General features: G+C 74.4%; 23 protein-coding genes. 8 read left to right on the forward strand and 15 right to left on the reverse strand.

Annotated features, from left to right (window positions below; translation table 11 throughout):
- Positions 1-107: 107 nt before the first annotated feature.
- Complete coding sequence (locus tag GA0070562_RS14580) at positions 108-3,131, reverse strand: bifunctional [glutamine synthetase] adenylyltransferase/[glutamine synthetase]-adenylyl-L-tyrosine phosphorylase (protein ID WP_091421205.1); 3,024 nt, start codon at positions 3,129-3,131, stop codon at positions 108-110.
- 2 nt (positions 3,132-3,133) lie between these two features.
- Entirely contained in the window at positions 3,134-3,901 is a 768-nt protein-coding gene (locus tag GA0070562_RS14585; protein WP_091421208.1) for a type 1 glutamine amidotransferase, read from the reverse strand.
- A 113-nt stretch (positions 3,902-4,014) separates the two neighbouring features.
- Between GA0070562_RS14585 and GA0070562_RS14590 the strand changes: the two genes are divergently transcribed.
- Positions 4,015-4,890 carry a S66 peptidase family protein gene (locus GA0070562_RS14590; RefSeq protein ID WP_393352549.1) on the forward strand — a complete coding sequence of 292 codons (876 nt, stop codon included), beginning with the start codon at positions 4,015-4,017 and terminating at the stop codon, positions 4,888-4,890.
- A gap of 157 nt (positions 4,891-5,047) precedes the next feature.
- Here GA0070562_RS14590 and GA0070562_RS14595 read toward each other — a convergent pair whose 3' ends face one another.
- Complete coding sequence (locus tag GA0070562_RS14595; RefSeq protein WP_091421211.1) at positions 5,048-5,965, reverse strand: Vgb family protein; 918 nt, start codon at positions 5,963-5,965, stop codon at positions 5,048-5,050.
- A 181-nt stretch (positions 5,966-6,146) separates the two neighbouring features.
- Here GA0070562_RS14595 and GA0070562_RS14600 point away from each other — a divergent pair, with 181 nt between their 5' ends.
- Positions 6,147-6,677 carry a hypothetical protein gene (locus tag GA0070562_RS14600; RefSeq protein ID WP_091421214.1) on the forward strand — a complete coding sequence of 177 codons (531 nt, stop codon included), beginning with the start codon at positions 6,147-6,149 and terminating at the stop codon, positions 6,675-6,677.
- A gap of 154 nt (positions 6,678-6,831) precedes the next feature.
- Here GA0070562_RS14600 and GA0070562_RS14605 read toward each other — a convergent pair whose 3' ends face one another.
- From GA0070562_RS14605 to glnA, 4 genes are all read right to left on the reverse strand, one after another.
- A complete protein-coding gene (locus tag GA0070562_RS14605; protein WP_091421219.1) occupies positions 6,832-7,194 on the reverse strand; it encodes a VOC family protein in 363 nt (120 codons plus the stop codon).
- 97 nt (positions 7,195-7,291) lie between these two features.
- Complete coding sequence (locus GA0070562_RS14610; protein WP_091421225.1) at positions 7,292-7,984, reverse strand: helix-turn-helix transcriptional regulator; 693 nt, start codon at positions 7,982-7,984, stop codon at positions 7,292-7,294.
- A gap of 32 nt (positions 7,985-8,016) precedes the next feature.
- Positions 8,017-8,442, reverse strand: a complete 426-nt coding sequence (locus GA0070562_RS14615; protein ID WP_091421231.1) for a DUF350 domain-containing protein — start codon at positions 8,440-8,442, stop codon at positions 8,017-8,019.
- An 80-nt stretch (positions 8,443-8,522) separates the two neighbouring features.
- Entirely contained in the window at positions 8,523-9,872 is a 1,350-nt protein-coding gene (gene glnA, locus GA0070562_RS14620) for a type I glutamate--ammonia ligase (protein ID WP_091421234.1), read from the reverse strand.
- 205 nt (positions 9,873-10,077) lie between these two features.
- Here glnA and GA0070562_RS14625 point away from each other — a divergent pair, with 205 nt between their 5' ends.
- Together GA0070562_RS14625 and panB are read left to right on the forward strand one after the other, a co-directional pair.
- Positions 10,078-11,838, forward strand: coding sequence for an NAD+ synthase (locus GA0070562_RS14625; RefSeq protein ID WP_091421237.1), 1,761 nt, complete (start codon positions 10,078-10,080; stop codon positions 11,836-11,838).
- A 118-nt stretch (positions 11,839-11,956) separates the two neighbouring features.
- Positions 11,957-12,802, forward strand: a complete 846-nt coding sequence (gene panB, locus GA0070562_RS14630; protein ID WP_091421240.1) for a 3-methyl-2-oxobutanoate hydroxymethyltransferase — start codon at positions 11,957-11,959, stop codon at positions 12,800-12,802.
- A 46-nt stretch (positions 12,803-12,848) separates the two neighbouring features.
- On the opposite strand, the gene npdG is transcribed toward panB, so the two are convergent.
- The 4 genes from npdG to GA0070562_RS14650 form a co-directional block, all read right to left on the reverse strand.
- Entirely contained in the window at positions 12,849-13,547 is a 699-nt protein-coding gene (gene npdG / locus GA0070562_RS14635; protein WP_091421243.1) for an NADPH-dependent F420 reductase, read from the reverse strand.
- Between the two features lie 66 nt (positions 13,548-13,613).
- Positions 13,614-15,050, reverse strand: a complete 1,437-nt coding sequence (locus GA0070562_RS14640) for an RNB domain-containing ribonuclease (RefSeq protein WP_091421245.1) — start codon at positions 15,048-15,050, stop codon at positions 13,614-13,616.
- 59 nt (positions 15,051-15,109) lie between these two features.
- The gene (locus GA0070562_RS14645) at positions 15,110-15,856 is read right to left on the reverse strand and encodes a histone (RefSeq protein ID WP_091421247.1); all 747 of its coding nucleotides are present in this window, start codon (positions 15,854-15,856) and stop codon (positions 15,110-15,112) included.
- Positions 15,857-15,934: 78 nt separating this feature from the next.
- Entirely contained in the window at positions 15,935-16,138 is a 204-nt protein-coding gene (locus tag GA0070562_RS14650; protein ID WP_030273123.1) for a hypothetical protein, read from the reverse strand.
- Between the two features lie 182 nt (positions 16,139-16,320).
- On the opposite strand from GA0070562_RS14650, the gene GA0070562_RS14655 reads away from it, so the two are divergent.
- Complete coding sequence (locus tag GA0070562_RS14655; RefSeq protein ID WP_254663798.1) at positions 16,321-17,595, forward strand: M48 family metalloprotease; 1,275 nt, start codon at positions 16,321-16,323, stop codon at positions 17,593-17,595.
- 3 nt (positions 17,596-17,598) lie between these two features.
- Here GA0070562_RS14655 and GA0070562_RS14660 read toward each other — a convergent pair whose 3' ends face one another.
- A complete protein-coding gene (locus tag GA0070562_RS14660) occupies positions 17,599-18,561 on the reverse strand; it encodes a hypothetical protein (RefSeq protein ID WP_091422024.1) in 963 nt (320 codons plus the stop codon).
- Entirely contained in the window at positions 18,558-18,884 is a 327-nt protein-coding gene (locus GA0070562_RS14665) for a PadR family transcriptional regulator (protein WP_091422020.1), read from the reverse strand. Before GA0070562_RS14665 ends, GA0070562_RS14660 begins: the two co-directional genes overlap by 4 nt.
- A gap of 241 nt (positions 18,885-19,125) precedes the next feature.
- On the opposite strand from GA0070562_RS14665, the gene GA0070562_RS14670 reads away from it, so the two are divergent.
- Together GA0070562_RS14670 and GA0070562_RS14675 are read left to right on the forward strand one after the other, a co-directional pair.
- Positions 19,126-19,497 carry a hypothetical protein gene (locus GA0070562_RS14670; protein ID WP_013287772.1) on the forward strand — a complete coding sequence of 124 codons (372 nt, stop codon included), beginning with the start codon at positions 19,126-19,128 and terminating at the stop codon, positions 19,495-19,497.
- Positions 19,498-19,502: 5 nt separating this feature from the next.
- Positions 19,503-19,979 carry a roadblock/LC7 domain-containing protein gene (locus tag GA0070562_RS14675; protein WP_225853410.1) on the forward strand — a complete coding sequence of 159 codons (477 nt, stop codon included), beginning with the start codon at positions 19,503-19,505 and terminating at the stop codon, positions 19,977-19,979.
- A 158-nt stretch (positions 19,980-20,137) separates the two neighbouring features.
- Here the strand turns inward: GA0070562_RS14675 and GA0070562_RS14680 are convergent, their stop codons facing one another.
- A complete protein-coding gene (locus GA0070562_RS14680) occupies positions 20,138-21,094 on the reverse strand; it encodes a threonine/serine dehydratase family protein (RefSeq protein WP_091422026.1) in 957 nt (318 codons plus the stop codon).
- A 211-nt stretch (positions 21,095-21,305) separates the two neighbouring features.
- Positions 21,306-21,701, reverse strand: a complete 396-nt coding sequence (locus GA0070562_RS14685; RefSeq protein ID WP_091421254.1) for a VOC family protein — start codon at positions 21,699-21,701, stop codon at positions 21,306-21,308.
- A gap of 64 nt (positions 21,702-21,765) precedes the next feature.
- On the opposite strand from GA0070562_RS14685, the gene GA0070562_RS14690 reads away from it, so the two are divergent.
- Entirely contained in the window at positions 21,766-22,098 is a 333-nt protein-coding gene (locus GA0070562_RS14690) for a zinc finger domain-containing protein (RefSeq protein ID WP_091421256.1), read from the forward strand.
- Positions 22,099-22,122: the final 24 nt, after the last annotated feature.

Consider the following 22,122-nt stretch of genomic DNA (forward strand, 5'->3'; position numbering starts at 1 on the left):
CCCCGCCGATCTTGCAGTTGCGGCCCCTCGGGAGCCGGAAGTGCCCCTTTCGCCGGGGCCACAAGTGCAAGATCGACGCCGAGGGGAGGCGGGGGCGGCGAGGGGGGCTAGAGGGGGGACTCCAGGATTCGCTGGACGACTGTGCGGGAGTGGCGGCCGGTGCGCAGGTACTCGTCGAGGAACTCGCCCTGGTCCTCGCGCCCCAGCAGCCGCACCACACCGGCCAGCTCCACCCCGTGCCGGGGCAGCTGGTCGCCGGCCCGGCCGCGTACCAGCATCAGCGCGTCACGCACCTCGGCGGCGAGCGTCCAGCCGGCGGCCAGCTCGGCGGCGTCGGAGGGGTCGAGCAGACCGGCGTCGCGGGCGGCGGCGAGGGCGTCGAGCGTACGGGTGCCGCGCAGCGCGGGCACCTGACCGGCGTACCGGAGCTGGAGCAACTGCACCGCCCACTCGACGTCGGCGAGACCGCCACGGCCCAGCTTGGTGTGGGTTGCCGGGTCGGCGCCGCGGGGCAGCCGCTCGGTCTCCACCCGCGCCTTGATCCGGCGGATCTCGACCACCTGCTCGCGGCTCAGCCCTTCGGCCGGGTAGCGCACCGGCTCGATCATGGCCTCGAACTCGGCGCCGAGGTCGGCGTCGCCGCAGACGAACCGCGCCCGCAGCAGCGCCTGCGCCTCCCACACCCGTGACCAGCGCGCGTAGTACTGGGCGTACGCGGCGAGGCTGCGGACCAGCGGGCCCTGCCGGCCCTCGGGGCGCAGGTCGGCGTCGACGCCCAGCGGCGGATCGGGGGCGGGCGCGGACAGCAGCCGGCGCAACTCCTCGGCGATCGCCTGTGCGGCGGCGCTCGCCGCGCTCTCCTCCACCCCGGGCGGCGGGTCGTAGACGAACAGCACGTCGGCGTCGGAGAGGTAGTTCGACTCGTACCCGCCGAGCCGCCCCATGCCGATCACCGCGAAGCGCAGACCGGGCGGTCCGGGGTGGACGGTACGGGCGGCGCGCAGCGCGGCGGCCAGCGTGGCGTCGGCGACGTGCGACAACGCGGTGCCGACCGCCGTCACGTCCACCACCGTGGGCCGGCGTTCCCCGCCGCCGACCGGGCGGGGGGTGAGCGGGGCGAGCGAACCGGCGCGGCTGAGCACGTCGGCGGCGGCGATCCGGACCAGCTCCCGGCGACGCAGCGCGCGGACCGCCCGGATCGCCTCGACCGGGTCGTCGTGGCGGGCGGCAGCCGCGGCGAAGCCCTCGACGAGCGTCTCCCGGGGACGCGGGGTCAGTTCGCTGTCCTCGGCGAGCAGCCGCAGCGCCTCCGGTTCGCGGGCCAGCATGTCGGCCGCGTACCGGGACGAGGACAGCACCCGGGCCAGCCTGCGCGCGACCGGGCCGGAGTCACGTAGCAGGCGCAGGTACCACGGAGTGCTGCCGAGCTTGTCGGAGACCTGCCGGTAGTTGAGCAGACCGCGGTCCGGCTCGGGGGCGTCGGCGAACTCGTCGAGCAGCACCGGCAGCAGCGTGCGCTGGATGGCGGCGGTACGGCTGACGCCGCCGGTGAGCGCCTGGAGGTGCCGCAGCGCACCGGCCGGGTCGGCGAAGCCGAGCACCTCCAGCCGGTGCCGGGCCGCCTCGGGCGTGAGGCGCAGCCCTTCGGCCGGCACCCGGGCCACGGATTCCAGCAGCGGCCGGTAGAGCAGTTTGGCGTGCAGCCGGCGTACCTCGGTGGCGTGGGTGACCCACTCGGCGCGGAACTCCTCGACGGCGCTTCGGCCCGGCGTGGCCGCGTAGCCGAGCGCGGCGGCGAGCCAGCGCAGCGCGGCCGGTTCGGTCGGCACGGTGTGGGTCCGGCGCAGGGCCTGGAGCTGGAGCCGGTGCTCGACGGCGCGCAGGAAGCGGTAGCCGCGCAGCAGCGCCTCCCCGTCGGCGCGGCCCACGTAGCCGCCGGCGACGAGCGCGCGCAGCGCCGGCACGGTGCCGGGCACCCGCAGCGACTCGTCGCCGCGGCCGTGCACGAGCTGGAGCAGCTGGACGGCGAACTCGATGTCGCGCAGCCCGCCCGGACCGCGCTTGATCTCGCGTTCCAGCTCCTTCGGCGGAACGTTGTCGAGGATCTTGCGGCGCATGGACCGGACGTCCTCGACCGCCTCGGGGCGTTCGGCGGCGGTCCACACGAGCGGCGCCAGCGCGTCGATCCACTCCTTGGCCAGCTCCAGGTCGCCGGCCGCCGGGCGGGCCTTGAGCAGCGCCTGGAACTCCCAGGTGCGGGCCCAGCGCTTGTAGTAGGCGAGGTGGCTGGCGAGCGTGCGGACCAGCGGCCCCCGGTTGCCCTCGGGTCGCAGCGCCGCGTCGACCGGCCAGGCCACCAGCCCGCAGATCTGGATCAGCCGGGTGGCGATCTGGGTCGCGGCGGGCAGGTCGTCGTCGGTCGCGGAGACGAAGATGACGTCGACGTCGGAGACGTAGTTCAGCTCGTCGCCACCGCACTTGCCCATCGCCACCACCGCCAGGCGGGGGCGCGACGTGCCCTCGGGCAGCTCGTCGGCGGCGATGTCGTAGGCGGCGGCCAGCGTGGCGTCGGCCAGCCCGGACAGCGCCGCCATGGTCTGCTCCAGGCCGCGCCCGCCGGTCAGGTCGGCCGCCGCGATCCGCAGCAGCGCGAGCCGGTACGCCTGCCGCAGCAGCGGGACAGCGCCGGTCATCGTGGTCAGCCGGGCGGCGACGCTCAGGTCGAGCCGCCCGTCCGCCGTGGGGGCGAGCCCGTCCGGCTCGGTCGCCAGCACGGCCCACTGCCCGGGGTTGGCGACCAGGTGGTCGCCGAGCGCGGAGGAGGCGCCGAGCACCGCGATCAGCCGGCGGCGCAGCCCGGGGTCGGCGGCCAAAGCGTCGCGTACGGCCACCTCGTCGCCGGAGCGCCGCTCGGACTCGACCAGCCGGTGCAGCTGGCGCAGGGCCAGGTCCGGGTCGGCGGCCCGGGACAGCGCGCCGAGCAGCTCGGCGGCGTTCTCGTCGGCGGGCTCCTGGGTGTCGGGCCGCCACAGGGCGAGCCCGTCCGGGCCGAGCAGGTCGGCGGCGCGGGTGGCGCCGTCGCCCTCGGCGAATCCGTAGCGGGCCAGGCGCCCGCGGGCCGGCCGGGTCACCGTCAGGCCCCGAGCAGCGGCAGGCTGCGGCGCGGATTGTCGTCACCGAGTTCGCCGAGCGCGAGCGCGGCGAACCGGATCGCGAACGGCTGCCACGCCTCCTCGACGTCGGCCATCACCCGGTCGCAGGCGGCCACCACCAGCTCCGGGTCGTAGTCCAGCTCGGCCAGCACGGCCGAGTCGCGGGACCACTCGGCGATCATCGCGGTGTCGCACTCGATGTGGAACTGCAGGCCCCAGGCCCGGTCGCCGAGGCGGAACGCCTGGTGCGGGTAGCGGGTGGACGCGGCCAGCAGCGTCGCGCCGTGCGGCAGCTCGGTGATCTCGTCGGCGTGCCACTGGAGCACGTCGGGCATCAGCGGCACGTACCGGAACAGCGGATCGTCCTCGGCGGCGTCGCGGCGGCCCACGAGCGCCGGGCCGATCTCCGGCCCGGACGGGCTGCGCTCGACCCGGCCGGCGTGCGCGGTGGCGAGCAGTTGCGCGCCGAGGCAGATCGCCAGCGTGGGCACCCGCCGGCGGACCGCCTTGCGCAGCAGCCCCTCCAGCGCCGGGAACCAGGGCGCGCCGGGACCGCCGTCGGACAGCGGGTACGCCTGCTGGTCGCCGCCGAGCACCACGAGTGCGGCGTACCCCTCCAGGTCGGCGGGGAGCGGATCGCCGGCGTGCGGACGCAGCACGCGCAGCTCAAGGCCCCCTTCGGTGAGCCACTCCCCCAGGCGGCGGAGGTCGTCGGTCGGGTCGTTCTCGATCACCAGCGCGGTCGCCACGACGTCGAGGCTAACCGGTGCGGCCGACAGGGCACGGTCCGGCAGGCCCTAGGCTCGCGATCGTGCCTGACGACTGCCTGCGCCCACCGGCCCTGCGTCCCGGCGACGCGGTGATGCTGGTGTCCCCGTCCGGGCCGACCCGCCCCGAACGGGTGGCCCGCGGCATCGAGCTGCTCACCGGCTGGGGGCTGCGGCCGGTGCCCGCGCCGAACGCGTACGCCCGGCGGGGTTACCTGGCCGGCGACGACGCGTTGCGGGCCGCGGACCTGAACGCGGCGTTCGCCGACCCGGAGATCCGCGGGGTGATCTGCACCCGGGGCGGCTACGGCGCGCAGCGGGTGGTCGACCTGATCGACATGGCGGCGGTACGCCGGGATCCGAAGGTGGTGGCCGGGTTCTCCGACATCACCGCGCTGCAGTTCGCGCTGTGGCGGGGCGCCCGGCTGGCCGGGGTGCACGGGCCGGGCGCCGCCTGGCGGGACGAGCGCACGCCGATCCGCTCGGCGGAGTCGCTGCACGCGGCGCTGACCAGCACCGAGCCGGTGACGGTGACGGCGGTGGAGGCGGAGGAGACGTACCCGGTGCGGGTGCCCGGGCGGGCCGAGGGCCGGCTGCTCGGCGGCAACCTGTGCCTGATCACCGCGTCGATCGGCACGCCGGACATGCCCGACCTGACCGGGGCGATCCTGCTGGTCGAGGAGGTGCAGGAGCCGCCGTACAAGATCGACCGGATGCTCACCCACCTGCGCCGCTGCGGCGCGCTGGACGGGATCGCCGGGGTGGCGGTCGGCCAGTTCACCGAGTGCGCGGACGGCTGGGACACCACTGTCGTCGACGTGCTCACCGACCGCCTGGGCGACCTCGGCGTGCCGGTCCTCGGCGGCCTGCCCGTCGGTCACGGCCCCGGCCAGCTCACCGTCCCGGTAGGCACCCCCGCCACCCTGGACGCCACCACCGGCACCCTGACGGTCACCCCCGCCGTCCGCTGACCGCCGACCCGGCCCGCCCACCCCACCCCGGCCCGCCCCGCCCCGCCCCGCCCCGCCCCGGCCCGCCCCGGCCCGCCCCGGCGATCATGAAGTTAGCGGCGGTTTGGAGATCCACAACTGCCGCTAACCTCATGATCAACGCGGCGGGGGGGCGTGATCAACGCGGCGGGGGCGGCGCGGGTGAGACGGGGGGCGGGGTCAGATGGGCCACGGCGCCGATCTCCAGGGCCGCCCAGACCGCGCCGTCGGGGGTGACCGTCAGGCCGTGGGGTTCGGACGCCGGGGTCGGCAGGTCGTGGGCGGTGATGTGGCCGTCGGGGTCGACGTGCCCGATGCGGTTGGCGCCCCACTCGGTGAACCAGCAGCCGCCCGCCGGGTCCGCGACGATGGCGTGCGGACGGGCCGCCCGGTCCGGCAACGGGATCTCGTCGATCCGCCCGTCCGGCGTGATCCGGCCGAGCTGCCCGGCGACGATCTCGACGAACCAGAGCGCGCCGTCGCCGCCCCGGGCGATGCCGACCGGTCCGGCCGCCTCGGTGGGCAGCGGATGCACCGTCACCGACCCGTCCAAGCCGACCCGGGCGATCGCGTTCGCCTGGTTGAGCGTGAGCCAGAGCGCGTCGTCCGGCCCGGCCGCCAGCATCGACGGGAAGCCCTTCTCGACCGGCAGCGGGAAGGACGTGACCTCCCCGTCGACGCCCACCCGGCCGACCGTGTCGTCGTTCATGCCGGCGTACCAGAGCGCGCCGTCCGCACCCACCGCCAGCCCGCACGGGCCGCAGCCGGGCGGCAACGCCACCGAGCTGGTCTCGCCGTCGACGGTGATCCGGCCGAGCCGGTCGTCGCCCGAGCGGGTGTACCAGTGCGCGCCGTCGGGGCCGCCGGCGATGATCAGCGGACGGCTGCCGGGCGGGTCGTCGCGGTAGGTCCGTACCTCACCGTCGAGGCCGAGCCGGGCGACGCCGCCGGAGCCGGCCAGCGTCAGCCAGAGGGCGCCGTCGGGCCCGACCGTGATCGAGTACGGCCCGGAGCCCGGCCCGGTGAGCGGGATCTCGCGGATGACGGGCTGTGTCATCGAGTGGCCTTTCCTCGGTTTTCGCCCAGCCTTGCGGGCGCTCCGACACCCCGGCAACACGAATAAAAAGGGCCTTCCGGGCGGGATTGCCAGCTCGCTGACAGGTTCACCACGGGTTGCCCCCAGTTCCGGCGACCACTGTCGGTGACGTCATCGCACCACCACCGAACAGGAGAATCGCATGATCCGCACGATGTCGAAGAAGCACCTGCTGGTCGGCCTGGCCGCCGCCGGTGTGCTCGGCGTCGGGATCGCCGCCCCGACGGTGGCGCTCGCCGACGACAAGAGCCCGAACCCGTCTTCGAGCGCCAGCAGCAGCACCGACCAGGGTGACGACCGCCGCCAGAAGCACGCCGACCGGCAGGCCGAGTTCGCCGAGGCGCTCGCCGGGGAGCTGGGCGTCTCGACCGACAAGGTCACCGCGGCGCTGGAGAAGCTGCACGAGCAGCGGCAGGGCGACCGCCCGGAGCGGCCGGAGCGGCCGTCGACCGAGGACCGGCAGGCCGCGCTGAAGGAGCGGCTGGACCAGGCCGTCACCGACGGCAAGCTCACCCGGGAGCAGGCCGACGCGGTGCTGAAGGCCGCCGAGGCGGGCGTGTTCCCCGGCCCCGGCAAGGGTGGCCACGACGGCAAGCCCGGCCACCACGGCAAGGGCGGCGACAAGGCCGACAAGGGCGCCGAGGCCGAGCAGGAGGGCCAGGGCGGCAAGTGACGTGGTGGCCCCGCCGCCCCTCACCGGCCGTTCCCTCCTCCTGGCCGGAGCTGAGCGGGGCCACCCCCGGTGGCGGTGCCCGAACGGGCACCGCCACCGCGCCGTTCCCGGTGCGGTCGTCGCAGTCCCGGCGACGACCGCACCCGACACACCGTCAGCCCTCGGCGGGCGGGGTGAAGACGCCGAACAGGTTGCCCGACGGGTCACGCAGCGTGGCGCGCACCAGGCCGGCCGGCGTGGTCACCGGCGCGGTCAGTACGACGCCGCCGGCCTCCTCGGCCCGGCGGCAGGTCTCCGCCACGTCGCCCACCTGGGCGTAGAAGGTCGCGTAGTTGCCGTCGTCGGTGCCCCGGATCGCGCCGCCGATCCCCGGCTCACCGCCGGCCGCCGTCTGCCGGTACGACCCACCCGGGCCGCCCTGCTCGAAACTCCAGCCGAACAGCTCGGAGTAGAACCGCTGCGCCTCGTCCGGGCGGTCGGAGCCGATCTCGAACCAGGTCACGGGCGTGCTGGACATGCTTCCTCCTGGGATTCGCGCCGGCGGTCGGCCGGCGTCGTCAGGATTCAGCGTGCTGCCGGGTCACGACAGCGTCCTGTCGGTGTTTCCACCCGGATCAGACCAGGGTGAGCGGGCGCACCCGGTCGACGGGCACGTCGAGGTCGCCGGGACGCAGCTCCCGGGTCACCGGCTCGGCCAGCGGGTGCACCGACACGATCCGGTCGGTGCGGAAACAGCGCAGACCGTCGCGCAGACGGCACCAGGCGACCAGGTACCAGTGCACCGAGTTGCCCAGGTAGGCAAGCGGCTCCACGTCGCGCGCCGAATCGGCGCCGCCGCGGTCGGCGTACCGCAGGCGCAGCACCCGCCCGGCGGCGACCGCGTCGGCGACGGCGGCCGGGACGGGCGTGCCCGGCCCGTCGCCGACCAGGTGCACCCGGCCGGCGAGCCGGTGCGCCTCGGCCGCCGCTTCGGGAGGCATCACCGCGACCAGCTTGCGCAGCGCGGCGCCGGCCGCCGGGGCGAACGGGGAACCGCCGAGCCGGTGCAGCGCGACGGCCATCGCCACCGCCTCGGCCGGGGTCAGGTTGACCGGCGGCAACGTGCGCGCCCGGTCGACCACGTAGCCGCCGGTGCGGCCCGGCTCGGCCCAGATCGGCACCCCGGCGCCCTGCAACGAGGAGATGTCGCGCTCGACGGTGCGGGTGCTCACCTCGAAGCGGCGGGCCAGCCAGGTCGCGCTGCGCGGGCGCGGCGAGACCGCCCGCAGCTCTTCGACCAGGGCGTAGAGGCGGTCGGTGCGGTTCACCCCCGGACGCTAACCCGGGGGTACGACACCCCTCAGGCGATGCAGGCGCAGACGATCAGCGCGGCGCCGAAGTGCGTGGCGGCGCTGACCCGGGCCGCCGGGTGCGGCTCGTCGGCGGCGATGACGTCGCCCAGCCGGCCCGGGGTGAGCAGGTCCAGCACCAGGAACGCGAGCGCCATCACCAGCAGGCCGACAAGCCCGAACACCACTGTGGACGCGAGCCCCTTGGCGAACGAGCTGTAGCTGGTCAGCACGGCGGTGAAGACGATGCCGGCGATACCGAGCTGGTTGGCGGCGAGCAGCAGCGCGGCGTTGCCGTTGCGGCGTACCCAGATCAGCTCCCGCAGCTTGCCCGGGGTGAGCAGGTCGACGAGCAGGAAGCCGGCGGCCATCAGCGCCACCCCGACGATCCCGAACACGATGCTCTGCCACGCCCCGTCGAGCAGATCTCCCAGCACCAACGCCTCCCCGGCTCACGCCGCCCGGCGGAGGTGCCGGGACGGTGCCGCAGACGATAGCGGCACCACGCCAGCGTGATCTAGAGAGAGAGGTAGCGCTGCCGCTCGTACGGGGTGACCTCGCGGCGGTACTGCTCCCACTCGGAGCGCTTGTTGCGCAGGAAGAAGTCGAAGACGTGCTCGCCGAGCACCTCGGCCACCAGCTCGGAACCGGCCATCACGTCGATCGCCTCGGCCAGGTTCTCCGGCAGCGCCTCGTACCCCATGGCGCGGCGCTCGGCGCTGCTCAGCGACCAGACGTCGTCCTCGGCGCCCGGGGGCAGCTCGTAGCCCTCCTCGATGCCCTTGAGGCCGGCGCCGAGCATCACCGCGAACGCCAGGTAGGGGTTGGTCGCGGAGTCCAGCGAGCGGACCTCGACCCGGGCCGAGTTCGGCTTGCCGTACGCGGGCACCCGCACCAGCGCGGACCGGTTCAGGTGGCCCCAGCAGACGTACGCCGGGCTCTCGGTGATGCGGTCCGGCAGCGCCTGCGGGAACAGCCGCTTGTACGAGTTGACCCACTGGTTGGTGACGGCGGTGTACTCCCGGGCGTGGGTGAGCAGCCCGGCGATGAACGACTTCGCGACCTTGGACAGCTTCATCGGGTCGCCGGCGTCGTGGAACGCGTTGCGCTCCCCCTCGAACAGCGACAGGTGGGTGTGCATGCCGTTGCCGGGCTGGTCGGTGAACGGCTTCGGCATGAAGCTGGCCTGCACGCCGGTGGAGAGCGCCACCTCCTTCACCACGTGCCGGAAGGTCATGATGTTGTCGGCGGTGGTGAGCGCGTCGGCGTAGCGCAGGTCGATCTCCTGCTGGCCGGGGGCGACCTCGTGGTGGCTGTACTCCACCGAGATGCCGATCCGCTCCAGCGCCAGCACGGCCTGGCGGCGGAAGTCCCGCGCCACGGCGTGCGTGGTGTGCTCGAAGTAGCCGCCGGTGTCCACCGGGACCGGCACGGAGCCGTCCTGCGGGCCGTTCTCCAGCAGGAAGAACTCGATCTCGGGGTGGGTGTAGAAGGTGAAGCCCTTGTCGGCGGCCCGGGAGAGCATGCGGCGCAGCACGTGCCGCGGGTCGGCCCAGGACGGGCTGCCGTCGGGCAGCGAGATGTCGCAGAACATCCGGGCGCTCTCGCCGCTGACCCCGCCCTCGAACGGGAAGACCTGGAACGTCGTCGGGTCCGGCATGGCCACCATGTCCGACTCGAAGACCCGGGCGAAGCCCTCGATCGCGGAGCCGTCGAAACCGATGCCCTCGTCGAAGGCCGCCTCCAGTTCCGCGGGGGCCACCGAGACGCTCTTGAGCGTGCCGAGCACATCGGTGAACCACAGCCGGACGAAACGGATGTCCCGCTCTTCCAGCGTACGGAGGACGAACTCCTGCTGACGGTCCACTTCCACCCCTCGTGACACGTACGTCCGCACCGGTCGGGCCGGCCCGGCCTGACCGCCCAGTCTCCACCGGGCTCGTTACGCCGACGTTACGCCCTCCCCGGCCGGCCGTCCCGCCGTGTCCACGGGGCTGGGACACGGGGGGCCGCGGCACCCGTATGCCGCAACCGGTCGGATTCGGCCGGGACGCCTGGGGGAAGATGGGGACATGCCCACCCTGCGTCTCGCCCTGTGCCAGGTCAACCCGACGGTAGGCGACCTCGCCGGCAACGCCGGTCTGGTCCGCGCGTGGACCCGTCGGGCCGCCGACGCCGGCGCCCAGCTCGTCCTGTTCCCCGAGCTGATGCTCACCGGTTACCCGGTCGAGGACCTGGTGTTCCGCCGCTCGTTCGTCGCCGCGTCCCGCGCCGCGCTGCACCGGCTCGCCGCCGACCTGGCCGCCGACGGCCTCGGTGACCTGCCGGTGCTGGTCGGCTACCTGGACGCGGACGGCCCCCCGCAGGTCAGCTCCGACGCGGAGCCGGGCCGGGGCGCCCGCAACGCGGCGGCGGTGCTGCACCGGGGCGAGGTGGTGGCCACCTACTTCAAGCACCACCTGCCCAACTACGGCGTCTTCGACGAGGACCGCTACTTCGTCCCCGGCGACACGCTCACCGTGGTGCGTGTGGGCGGGGTCGACGTGGCGCTGACCATCTGCGAGGACCTGTGGCAGGCCGGCGGCCCGTTCGCGGTGGCCCGCCAGGCCGGCGTCGGGCTGGTGCTGAGCATCAACGGCTCGCCGTACGAGCTGAACAAGGACGACGTGCGGCTGCCGCTGGTGCGCCGGCGCGCCGCCGAGGCCGGGGCCGCCGTCGCGTACGTGAACATGGTCGGCGGCCAGGACGAGCTGGTCTACGACGGCGACTCGATGATCGTCGCCGCGGACGGCACGTTGCTGACCCGGGCGCCGCAGTTCGTCGAGCACCTGCTGGTGCACGACCTGGAGCTGCCGGCGGCGGCCGGGGCGCCGGGCGGGGCCGGCGCGCTGACCGACGGGATGCGCGTGGCCCGCCACGAGATCCCGGCGATCCCGGCCGCGCCGGCCGGCCCGGCAGTCGACGGCGGGATCATCGAGCCGGTCGCCGACGAGGCCGAGGTGTGGCACGCGCTGGTGCTGGGCCTGCGCGACTACATCGACAAGAACCGCTTCCCCTCGGTGGTGCTCGGCCTGTCCGGCGGGATCGACTCGGCGGTGGCGGCGGCCATCGCCGTGGACGCGGTCGGCCCGGACCGGGTCGTCGGCGTCTCGATGCCCAGCCAGCACTCCTCCGAGCACTCCCGCACCGACGCCGAGGACCTGGCGAAGCGCACCGGCCTGGACTACCGGGTCGAGCCGATCCAGCCGATGGTGGACACGTTCCTGGCGAACATGTCGCTGTCCGGTGTGGCGGTCGAGAACCTCCAGGCCCGGGTACGCGGCGTGATCCTCATGGCGCTTTCGAACCAGGAGGGCCACCTGGTGCTCACCACCGGCAACAAGAGCGAGCTGGCGGTGGGCTACTCGACGCTGTACGGCGACTCGGTGGGCGGCTACAACCCGGTCAAGGACGTCTGGAAGACACTCGTGTGGCGGCTGGCGACGTGGCGCAACGCCGACGCGGCGCGGCGCGGGCAGACGCCGCCGATCCCGGAGAACTCGATCGGCAAGCCGCCGTCGGCCGAGCTGAGCCCGGGCCAGCTCGACAGCGACACGCTGCCCGACTACGACGTGCTGGACCCGATCCTGATCGGCTACGTCGACGGTGACCTGGGCCGGGACGGACTGGTCGAGTCCGGTCACGACCCGGCGGTGGTGGACAAGGTGCTGCGGATGGTGGATACCGCCGAGTACAAGCGACGGCAGTCCGCGCCCGGCACCAAGATCTCCATGAAGGCGTTCGGGCGGGACCGGCGGCTGCCGATCACCAACCGGTGGCGCGAGGACGGCTGACAGCTCCCCGGCCGGGGAGTGACATCCTCCACTCCGACCTGCCCGCGGCCCGCCGCCCGGTGCGACGATCGCGGGGAACCCGGGGACCGCGTGCGCGGCCTCGAGGAAGGAGATTGTCATGGTGGATTCCACCCCGGCCGAGGTGACCGCCCTCTACGGCGGGCCGGCCACCCGGCGGGTACGCACCCGGGACCTGATCGCCGCCAAGGAGCGCGGCGAGCGGTGGGCGATGCTGACCTCGTACGACCAGTACACGGCCTCGATCTTCGACCAGGCGGGGATCCCGGTGCTGCTGGTCGGCGACTCGGCGGCGAACAACGTCTTCGGCTACGAGACCACGCTGCCGGTGACCGCCGAGGAGCTGCTGCCGCTGGTGCGTGCCGTGGTACGGGCCACGAAGCACTCGCTGATCGTCGGTGACCTGCCGTTCGGCTCGTACGAGGAGGGGCCGGCGCAGGCGCTGCGCACAGCGGTGCGGTTCATGAAGGAGGGCGGCTGCCACGCGGTGAAGCTGGAGGGCGGGCGGCGCTGCGCCGCCCAGATCGAGGCGATCACCGGCGCCGGCATCCCGGTGATGGCGCACATCGGCTTCACCCCGCAGAGCGAGCACACGCTGGGCGGCTACCGGGTGCAGGGCCGGGGCGAGGCGGCCGAGGAGGTGCTCGCCGACGCGCGGGCGGTGGCCGAGGCGGGCGCGTTCGCGGTGGTGCTGGAGATGGTGCCGGGTGAGGTGGCCAAGCGGGTCACCGCCGAGCTGTCCATCCCCACGGTCGGCATCGGGGCCGGCCCGGACACCGACGGCCAGGTGCTGGTCTGGCAGGACATGGCCGGGCTGCGTACCGGCCGGGCGCCGCGCTTCGTCAAGCGGTACGCCGATCTGGCCGGCGCGCTCACCGACGCCACGCGCCGGTTCGCCGACGAGGTACGCGGCGGCGAGTTCCCGGCGGCCGAGCACACGTTCTGAGGCGGGTACGGCGGGAGCCGGCGCCGGCCGGCTCCCGCCGCGCTCGTCAGAGGTCGGTGACCCGGATGCCGGCGTGCGCCTTGTAGCGCTTGTTGATCGCGATCAGGTTGGCGGTGAACGCCTCGATCTGGTGGGCGTTGCGCAGCCGCCCGGCGTAGATGCCCCGCATGCCGGGGATCCGCGCGGCCAGCGCGCCGACCACGCCCACGAGTTCGCGGTCCTCGGTGCAGATCAGCACGTCCAGGTCGATCCGGTCGATCTCCGGGTCGGCCAGCAGCGGCGCGCTGACGTGGTTGAACGCGGCGCAGACCCGGGACTCGGGCAGCAGCGCGGCGGCCTGCTGCACGGCGCTGCCCTCGGCGACGTCGAGCGCGTACGGGCCCTGCTTGTCGAAGCCGAGCGGGTTGACGCAGTCCACCACGATCTTGCCGGCCAGCGGTCCGGCGAGCGCGGCGACGGTGGCCGCGTGCCCGTCCCACGGCACCGCCACGATCACCACGTCGCTGCGCCGCGCGACGTCCTCGTTGTCGCCGCCGGAGACGACGGCGCCCTCCGGTACGTGCGGCAGGGCGGCGATCTCGGCGGCGGCCTGGGTGGCCCGCTCCGCGGTGCGGGAGCCGATCAGCACGGTCTGCCCGGCCCGGGCGAACCGGTAGGCGAGACCCCGTCCCTGGTCGCCGGTGCCACCGATGATGCCGACGGTCAGCCCGGAGACGTCGGGCAGCGTGGTCGCGTCGTAAGCCATGGGCTCATCCTCGCAAAGCGGGGGCGCGCGCGGTGCATCCCGATGCTGTGACAATGGCCGCGCTGGTCACGCCCGTTCGAAGGCGACCCGGCGCTGGGCCGGGTCGGCGACCGTGAGGCGTACCCGGACGCGTTCGCCCAGCGGCAGCTCGCCGGTGCAGCGGGCGCGCACCGGCGGCTCGTCGAGCGCGATGGTGCCGCCGGGAGGACGGCCGGGGCGGCCGTTGCCCGCCGGGCGCGGTTCGTCCACGTCGAGCACCGCCGCCTCGAACGTCTCCCCCACCCGGTGCGCGAGCAGCACCGCCTCGGCCAGTTCCACAGCGCCCCGGGTGGCGGCGCCCGCCGTCCGGTCGGTCGCGGCCATCACCTCGGGCAGCTTCGGCAGCGCGGCCCGGACCTGCTCGGGCACCTCGCGGCCCTCGTGCAACGCCAGGCAGACCTCGGTGGCGTAGCGGTCGGCCAGCCGTCGCAGCGGCGCCGTGACGTGCGCGTACGCGGCCCCCACCCCGCCGTGCTCGGGCTGCTCGGGCAGCTCCCCGTCGAAAGCGGTGTACGCGGCGCCACGCATCAGCTCGGCGGCCTGGTCGACGAAGGCGGCCACCCGGGGCTGGGAGGTGTCCAGCCCGTCGAGCACCTGACCCACTGCCGTGCCGTCCGGCCAGGACACGCCGAGCGGGCCTGCGGCGAGCCGCAGGCGCTCGACCGCCTCCGGGCGGGGGCGGGGCATGGTGCGCAGCAGCCCGATCCGGCCGGCCAGCATGATGTCGGCCGCGGCCATGCCGGTCAGCAGCGAGATCTGGGCGTTGTGCTCCTCCATCGGCCCGGGGCCGCGCAGCACCAGCCGCCAGCCGTCACCGTCGGGCTCGACGTCCTGCTCCGGCAGCGGCAGGTTGATCGCGCCCCGGCTCAGGCCGCGCGCGGTGAGCAGCGCCCCGATCTCGGGCAGCAGGGCGATCGGCTCGGGCAGCCGACCGGCGTCGGCGTCGCGCTGCACGCCGCCGTAGTCGAGCTTGGCCCGGCTGCGCACGATCGCCCGCTCCAGCGTGACAGCGGCGGTGCCGCCGTCGGCGTCCAGGTCGACGGTCCAGAGCACGGCGGCCCGGTCGGCGTCGGGCAGCAGGCTGGCCGCTCCCTCGCTGAGCGTGTGCGGGTGCAGCGGCACGTTGCCGTCGGGCAGGTAGACCGTCTGCCCCCGGCGCCACGTCTCGGCCTCCAGGTCACCGCCGAGGCGTACGTGGGTCAGCACGTCCGCGATGGCGTACCGGACGCGGTAGCCGCCGCCGGGACGGCGGGTGAGGTGCATGGCCTGGTCGAGGTCGCGCGAGGTCGCCGGGTCGACGGTGACGAACGGGATGTCGGTCCGGTCGGCGACCGCCGGTGGCGGCGCGGCGGCGGCCGCGTCGGCCTCGCGCTGCGCCGCGGCCGGGAAGCTCTCGGGCAGTCCCAGCTCGCGGCGCAGCGCGCCGAAGTCGATACGGGGCGCCAGTACGCGTCGGATCACCACGGGGTAATCCTGACAGCGCCCCGCACGTTCCGCTCCCCGGAGGGAGCGGTGTCCGGGCGTCAGGCGCGGCGGGCCGGCGCCTTACGTGCGGTGGTGCTCTTCGCGGCGGTGCTCTTGCGGGCCGGCGTCTTCTTCGCGGCGGTGGTCTTCTTCGCCGTGGTGGTGGTCTTGCGCGCGGTCGTGGTCTTGCGCGCGGGCGCCTTCTTCGCCGCCGCCGTGCGCGCCGTGGGACGCGTCGAGGCGGTGGTCTTCTTCGCCGGCGCCTTCTTCGCCGCCGTGGTCTTCTTGGCGGCTGTGGTCTTCTTCGCCGCCGAGGTGACCTTCCGCGCGCCGGTGGTCTTCTTGGCCGCCGTCGTCTTCTTCGCCGCCGTCGTCTTGCGGGCCGGCGCCTTCTTCGCGGTGGCGGTGGTCCGGGCCGTCGTGGTCTTCCGGGCCGCTGTGGTCTTCTTCGCCGCCGCCGTCTTCTTGGCCGCTGTGGTCTTCTTCGCGGTCGTCTTCTTCGCGGTGGTCTTCTTGGCCGGCGCGCTCTTGGCGGTGGCCCGGCCGGCCGGAGCCGTACCGCCCGCGGTCTTCTTCGCCGTCGTCCTGCTGGTGGTGGTCTTGGTGGCCGGCGCCTTGCGGGCCGCCGACACGACCTTCCTGGCGGCTGCCTTCTTGGCCGCCGCCTTCTTCGCCGGTGTCCGTCCGGCGCCGGCGCCCGAGGCGTTCGGCGACGCCTTGGTGACCGTCGTCGTCCTGCCCGCGGCGGTCCTCTTCGCGGTCGTCCGTTTCGCGGCCGGGCGGGTGGCCTGCTGTGCTTCGGCCATCTCGGTTCCCTTTCCTGGGGACGTGCTCCCGCCCTCGCGGGAGCACGGATCACCTCGACGCGGGCCCTCCCGCGCCGTCTAGCGGCCCTCCCCGGCCCAACGGGCGTCCTCGGCGTCCCACGCGTCGTTCCGCTCCCGCACCGTCTGCAGGGCGTTGTCCGCGTCGGCGGCTGAGGCGTACGGTCCGAGAACGTGCTTGGCGGGGCACACGTCGGCATCGGTCTCGACCCGGTGGTGTCGCGTGCACCAGTAGTAGTGCCCACCACTTCCGTCGTCGCTCATGCGATCACTGTGCACCGGGAACCGCCCGGCCGCCACCGGAACGGCACAAATAGTCACGTGCTTCTCCACATTAGACCTGGTCGGGGCGGTTACGGCGGGGAACGGTGGAAGACCCGGAGATGCCCGCACTCGTCCGAACGGCCGGTACCGGCGCCGGTGGGAACCGGACAGGATCGGCGCTCGTGATCACCACGACGACGGGCACGGGGGCCTGTCCGCGATGCGGCGCGACGCCGGTGTCGCTGGACGGGGCGTTGCCCTGGTGTGCCGGCTGCGACTGGAACCTCGACACCTACGACGCGCGCCGCGCGCCGCCCGAGTTCGGCTGGTCCTGGGTCGACCGGCGGACCCACCGGCTCGCCGCGCGGCTCACCCGTCAGCAGTACGCCACCCTGCTCGGCCGGTCGCTGGAGTCGACCGGGCCGGGGCTCACCGGCGTCCTCGTCGCCGGCATCTCGGTACTGCTCCTGCTGGGCGTGGCGGGACTCGCCGTGGCCGGGGTGTGGCTGCTGTTCGCGTACCCCTTCCCGAACCTCGCGGTGGTCGGCGGCGTGGCGCTGATCGCGCTCGCGGTGGCGCTGCGGCCGCGTTTCGGCCGGCTCGACCGGGACCTGGACGTGCTCACCGAACGGGAGGCGCCGGAGCTGCACGCCCTGGTCCGGGAGGTGGCCACAGCGGTGGGCGCGCCGATGCCGCACGTGGTCGGCGTCGACGGCGACATCAACGCGTACGCGACGTCGGTGGGACTGCGCCGGCGGCGCGTGCTCGGCCTCGGGCTGCCGCTGTGGGGCGCCCTGGACGGACCGGCACGGGTCGCGTTGCTGGGCCACGAGCTGGGCCACTTCGTCAACGGCGACGTACGCCGGGGGCCGGTGACCCAGCCGGCGCTGACCATGCTCGGCAACGCCGCCGACCTGTTCCGCCCGCGGGGCGGGTCCGACGGTGGCGGGCTGCTCGTGATGGTCGGCGAGTGGCTCGGGCACCTGGCGTCCTGGACGCTGTCGCGGCTGCTGTTCGCCGGGCACGTGGTGCTGGTCGCCACCGCGCTGCGGGAGAGCCAGCGGGCCGAGTACCTGGCCGACGAGATGGCCGCCCGTGCGGGTGGCACGGCGGGCGCGACCCGGCTGCTGGACACGCTGCTGCGTACCGACTCGGTGGCCACGGCGGTGCGCAACGCGGTACGCGGCGGCCACGGGCCGGACACGTGGCGGGTGGAGACGGGTCGCGCGCTGGACGCGGCGGCCGGGCGGCTGTCGCTGGAACGCCAGCTCACCGTCCGGGAGGACACCTCGCTGTTCGCCACCCACCCGCCGACCGGCCTGCGGCACCGGATGCTCGGCGCGCGGCCCTGGCAGGACCCGGCGGTGACGCTGACCAAGGCCCGGGCCGCGCGGATCGACGCCGAGCTGGCCCGGCACTACGAGCGGGCCGGCCGGGCGCTGAGCTGGAACGCCTGACCGTCAGGCGGGGGCCGGGACGGACTCCGGGCCGGGTACGGCGGCAGGCGCCGGCCGGGCCGCCGCGATCGCGTACGCCAGGGCGTAGGGCGTGCCGGCCAGGTGGAACATCGGCTCGACGAGCACCCTGTCGGTGATGAGGAACCGTTCCCACCCGGTCGGCCGGGGCAGCCCGAACGACGAGTCGGTCCAGCAGGTGAACAGCCGCAGCGGCGCGGAGATCCGGTCCACCGAGTCCGGTGGCAGGCCATCCGCCACGGGTGCGGTGGCCGGGATCGAGGTGACCACCGCGAGGATCACCGCCGCGTCGGCCGCGACAAGCGCGCCGAGCAGCCCGGCCAGCCACGCGGCTCGGACCCGGCCCCGGCGCGCCAGCGCCCCGGCGGCCCACAGCGCCGCCGTGAGCAGCGCCAGCCAGAGCAGCAGCCCTGGTGCGCTCTCCCAGACGCGGCTCCCGCCCCGGCCGGCGAAGAGCGCCAGCGTCGCGGTCACCGTCGCGGCGATCGGCAGCACCACACCGAGCGCGGTGGGCAGCGCCCCCACGCGTACGGTCCGGCGCGCGGCCCGGGCGACGACGAGCGCGAGCGCCACGCCGAGCAGCGCGGTGAGCGCCGACCAGGTCGGCAACTGCGCGGCGGTGGCCCACGGCACGCGCATCTCCAGCCACCCGTGCGTCAGGCCCATCACCACGCCCGCGAGCGCGAGGACCGCGACGCAGGCCGGCGGCGCGAGCAGCAACACCCCTGCGGTACGCCCCAACCGCCGCGACCCGGCCCGGTCGGTCAGTGGCGTGGCCGCCCGGCCGGCCGCCAGGCTCGCGGCGAACCGCAGCATCCCCCACCGCCGCCCGGTCCGGGCCAGCTCGTGCAGCTCGGCGGCCCATTCCCGGGCCAGGTCGGCGCGCAGCTCCGCCGGCCAGCGGCGCACCGCGACCCGCAGCAGCAGCGCCGCCACCCGCCGGGTCACCACGCCGGTGCCCCGGCCGGGTCCGCGCCGCCGGCACGTTCGGAGGGTACGAGGGCGCGCAGTTCCGCCAACGCCAGCCGGGCCGACCGGATGCCCTCGCCGGTCAGCCGGTAGTAGCGGCGGGCCGGGCGTCCGGCGGCGACCGGGTCGACGTCCTCCCAGTCGGCGGCGAGCCAGCCGGCATCCTGGAGGCGGTGCAGCACCGGGTAGAGCGTCCCGCTGGGCAGGCCGGTGAGCCGCATCAGGTCGAGGCCGTAGCGCGGCGCCTCGGGCTCGACGAGCAGCGCCGCGAGCACCTTCGCCACCGGGATGGTCAGTCGCACGGGCACACTCTATCGGAACTCTACATAGGGTGAGGCGCACCGTCGTAGCAGGACAAACGGTGATCGACAATGGGACGCCATGGTCCCTTTGCCGGGACCGGCGGCCGGTCCGGCGGGGACCGCTCAGGTGGATCACCGGTGGCCCGGATGCAGGTCGGGACTCCATATGCGAGCCTCGACGGACCGAATCCGCTGCCCGCCCGCTCCGGCGGACAGCGGCCCGAGCTGGGGAGAGAAAATCGTGGGCAACCTTGACATCGCGCTGAAGAACGCGATGAACATCGACGGCGCGATCGGGGCCGCGCTCGTCGACTACACCAGTGGCATGACACTCGGCGTCGCCGGGGGCACCGGCGAGATCGACCTGACCGTCGCCGCCGCCGGCAACACCGACGTCGTACGCGCCAAGCTGCGCACCATCGAGATGCTCAAGCTCGACGACGAGATCGAGGACATCCTGATCACGCTCGGCAGCCAGTACCACCTGATCCGCCCGCTGAGCAACCGCACCGGCAAGGGCCTGTTCCTCTACCTGATGGTGAGCAAGAGCCGGGCCAACCTCGCGATGGCGCGGCACCAACTGCGCACGATCGAGGAGAGCCTGGAACTGTGAGCCGGGTGGACGACCTCCCCCGCCGTACGCGCGCCCAGTCCGGCACCCTGCCGCCACCACGGGCGCTTCCACAGTCGCTGGCCGGCAACCCGGCTCTGCCGTACCCGGCCATCAGCCAGGAACTCTCCGCGCTGCGGTTGCAGATCCCCGGCGTGCACGGCTGCGTCCTCGGCGGCGTCGACGGCCTGCTCGTCACGCACAACCTGCAGAACGGCGCCGACCCGGACGACCTGGCCGCGCTCGCCGCCACCATGTACGGGCTCGGCCGCCAGGTCGGGTCGCGGCTGGGACAGGGCGAGTTCCAGCAGTCGACGGTCCGCAACGCGGGCGGCTACCTCAGCGTCTACGCGATCAACGGAGAGGCACTGCTCGCCGTGATCGGCACGGACAGCATCAACGTGGCGCGGCTGCACCTGCACGCCCCGACCACAGCGGCCCGGCTCGCCGAGCTGCTCGACGACGTCAGCCCGGCCACGTCCTGACGTACGCCGGTCGTCCCGGTCCCACCCGTCCGGACCGGAGGCGACCGGCGTACCCCCGGGTTCTGGGCGCGGCGGTCGCGCGCCTTGTGCGGTGGCCGCCTGGCGCGGTCGCGCGCTTTGGCGCGGCGGGCGCGCGGTGCGGCGGTGGGCGCGGCGGGTCAGAGGCCGAAGCGGCCGGCCCACGCGGTCACGTCGGCCACCGTCGCGTTGCCGCCGCAGACCACCAGGCCCAGCCGGGCGTCGTCCCCCACCCGCTCGATCACCCGGCGGGCGGCAGGCAGCAGGCACCCGGCGGCCGGCTCGGCCCACACCTTGGCGTGCTCGGCCAACTCGACAGTGCCCCGCACCGCCTCGGCGTCGGAGACCACCAGGACGTCGCTGACCAGCGCCGTCACATGGTCGTAGGTGAGCTGCGAGACACTCGGCGCGCTGAGCGTGGTGACGATCGACGACAACGGCACCTCGACCGGGCCGCCCTTCGCGATCGCCTGCGACATCGCCTGCGCGCCCTCGGTCTCCACGCCCCAGACGCGTACCCCCGGACGCCGCGCCCGCAGCGCCGCCGCCACACCCGAGATCAGCGCGCCCCCGCCGATGCTGACCAGCACGTCGGTCAGCTCACCGGCGTCGTCGGCGAACTCCAGCCCGACAGTGCCCTGCCCGGCGAGCACAATCGGGTCGTCGAACGGGTGCAGCAGCGTCACGCCCTCGTCCCGCAGCCGGTTCATCAGTGCGAACGCGCCGGCCATGTCCTCGGTCAGCCGCACGTCCGCCCCGGCCGCGCGGGCCACCTCGACCGCCCGCGCCGGCGCCGTGCGGGGCATGACCACTGTCGCCGCCACCCCGAGCGCGCCTGCCATCACCGCGACCGCGATGCCGTGGTTGCCGCCGCTGACCGCGACGACCCCGGCCGCCCGCTCCGCGTCGTCCAGCGCGAGCAGCTTCGCCGCCGCACCCCGGGCCTTGAACGAGCCGGTACGTTGCAGCAGCTCCAGCTTGGCGATGACCGGTGCGCCGAGCAGCTCGGTCAGTCCCGGGCTGGGCACGGTCGGGGTGTGCACGACGACGTCGGCGATCCGGTCGGCGGCCGCCTGGATGTCCGCAAGCTCGATCACCACCGCAGCGTGCCACACCAGCCCTCGCACCCCGCGCCGTCCCCGCCGCGCGCCGTCGTCGCTCCGCGCTCGTCGTGGCCCGCGCTCGTGGCCCGCGCTCGTCGATCTTGGAGTTGTGGCGCCCAGAATGCCTCATCCGCGAAGTTCGGGCGGTGCCACAACTCCAAGATCGGCGGCTGGAGCTGGGGGGCGGCCGGCCGTTCGGTCGCTGTCACGATCGGCTGGCGGTCACCTCGGCGTCGCCGCGGAGGATGCAGAACTCGTTGCCCTCCGGGTCGGCGAGCACCACCCAGCCGGTGCCGTCGGAGTTGCGCCGGTCGGCCACCACTACCGCACCCAGCCCGGTCAGCCGGGCCAGCTCCTCGTCGCGCGTCCCCTCGACCGGGCGCAGGTCGAGGTGGATACGGTTCTTGACCTGCTTCGCGTCCGGCACCTCGATGAACAGCAGGCGGTGCCGCCCGTCCCGTGAGTAGATCACGCACTCCTCGTGGCCCGGCTCGTTCGGGTCGTCCGGGTCCTCCCGGTAGTCGAGGACGGACGCCCACCAGCGGGACAGGGCGTAGGCGTCGGCACAGTCCACGGTGGTATGGGACACGTAGGAGGTCATCACTGGATCATCGCAAGGTCTGGCGGGAGATGTTCCACCGCGCCGAAGGCGGGTACTCCCGATCGTGCGCATCTACATCGACGAGCCGAGGGCCGCAGAACTGTTCTGGGAGGGCATGCGGGAGGTGGCAGCCGGCGCCGCCCGGCATCAGGACGACGACCTGTACCGGGCGATCGTCAAGATCGGTCGAGGTGCGCTGGCTCAGGGCGGCGAGCTGGTGCCGCAGTGCGGCCTGTTCCTCCAGTGCCCGGTCTGCCAGGCGGTGGCGGGCCAGCGGTGCATCAACGTGCCGCGTCATCCTCTCCGCGAGAACCTCCTGCATCCGGAGCGCACCGAACTGGCCCAGATGGCACTGCGGGAAGAAGTACCGCTTCCCCCGCCGCTACGGGATGAGTGACCTGCTCTGAGGTCGGACCACGAC

The organism is Micromonospora tulbaghiae (genome assembly GCF_900091605.1).
Classification (GTDB): domain Bacteria; phylum Actinomycetota; class Actinomycetes; order Mycobacteriales; family Micromonosporaceae; genus Micromonospora; species Micromonospora tulbaghiae.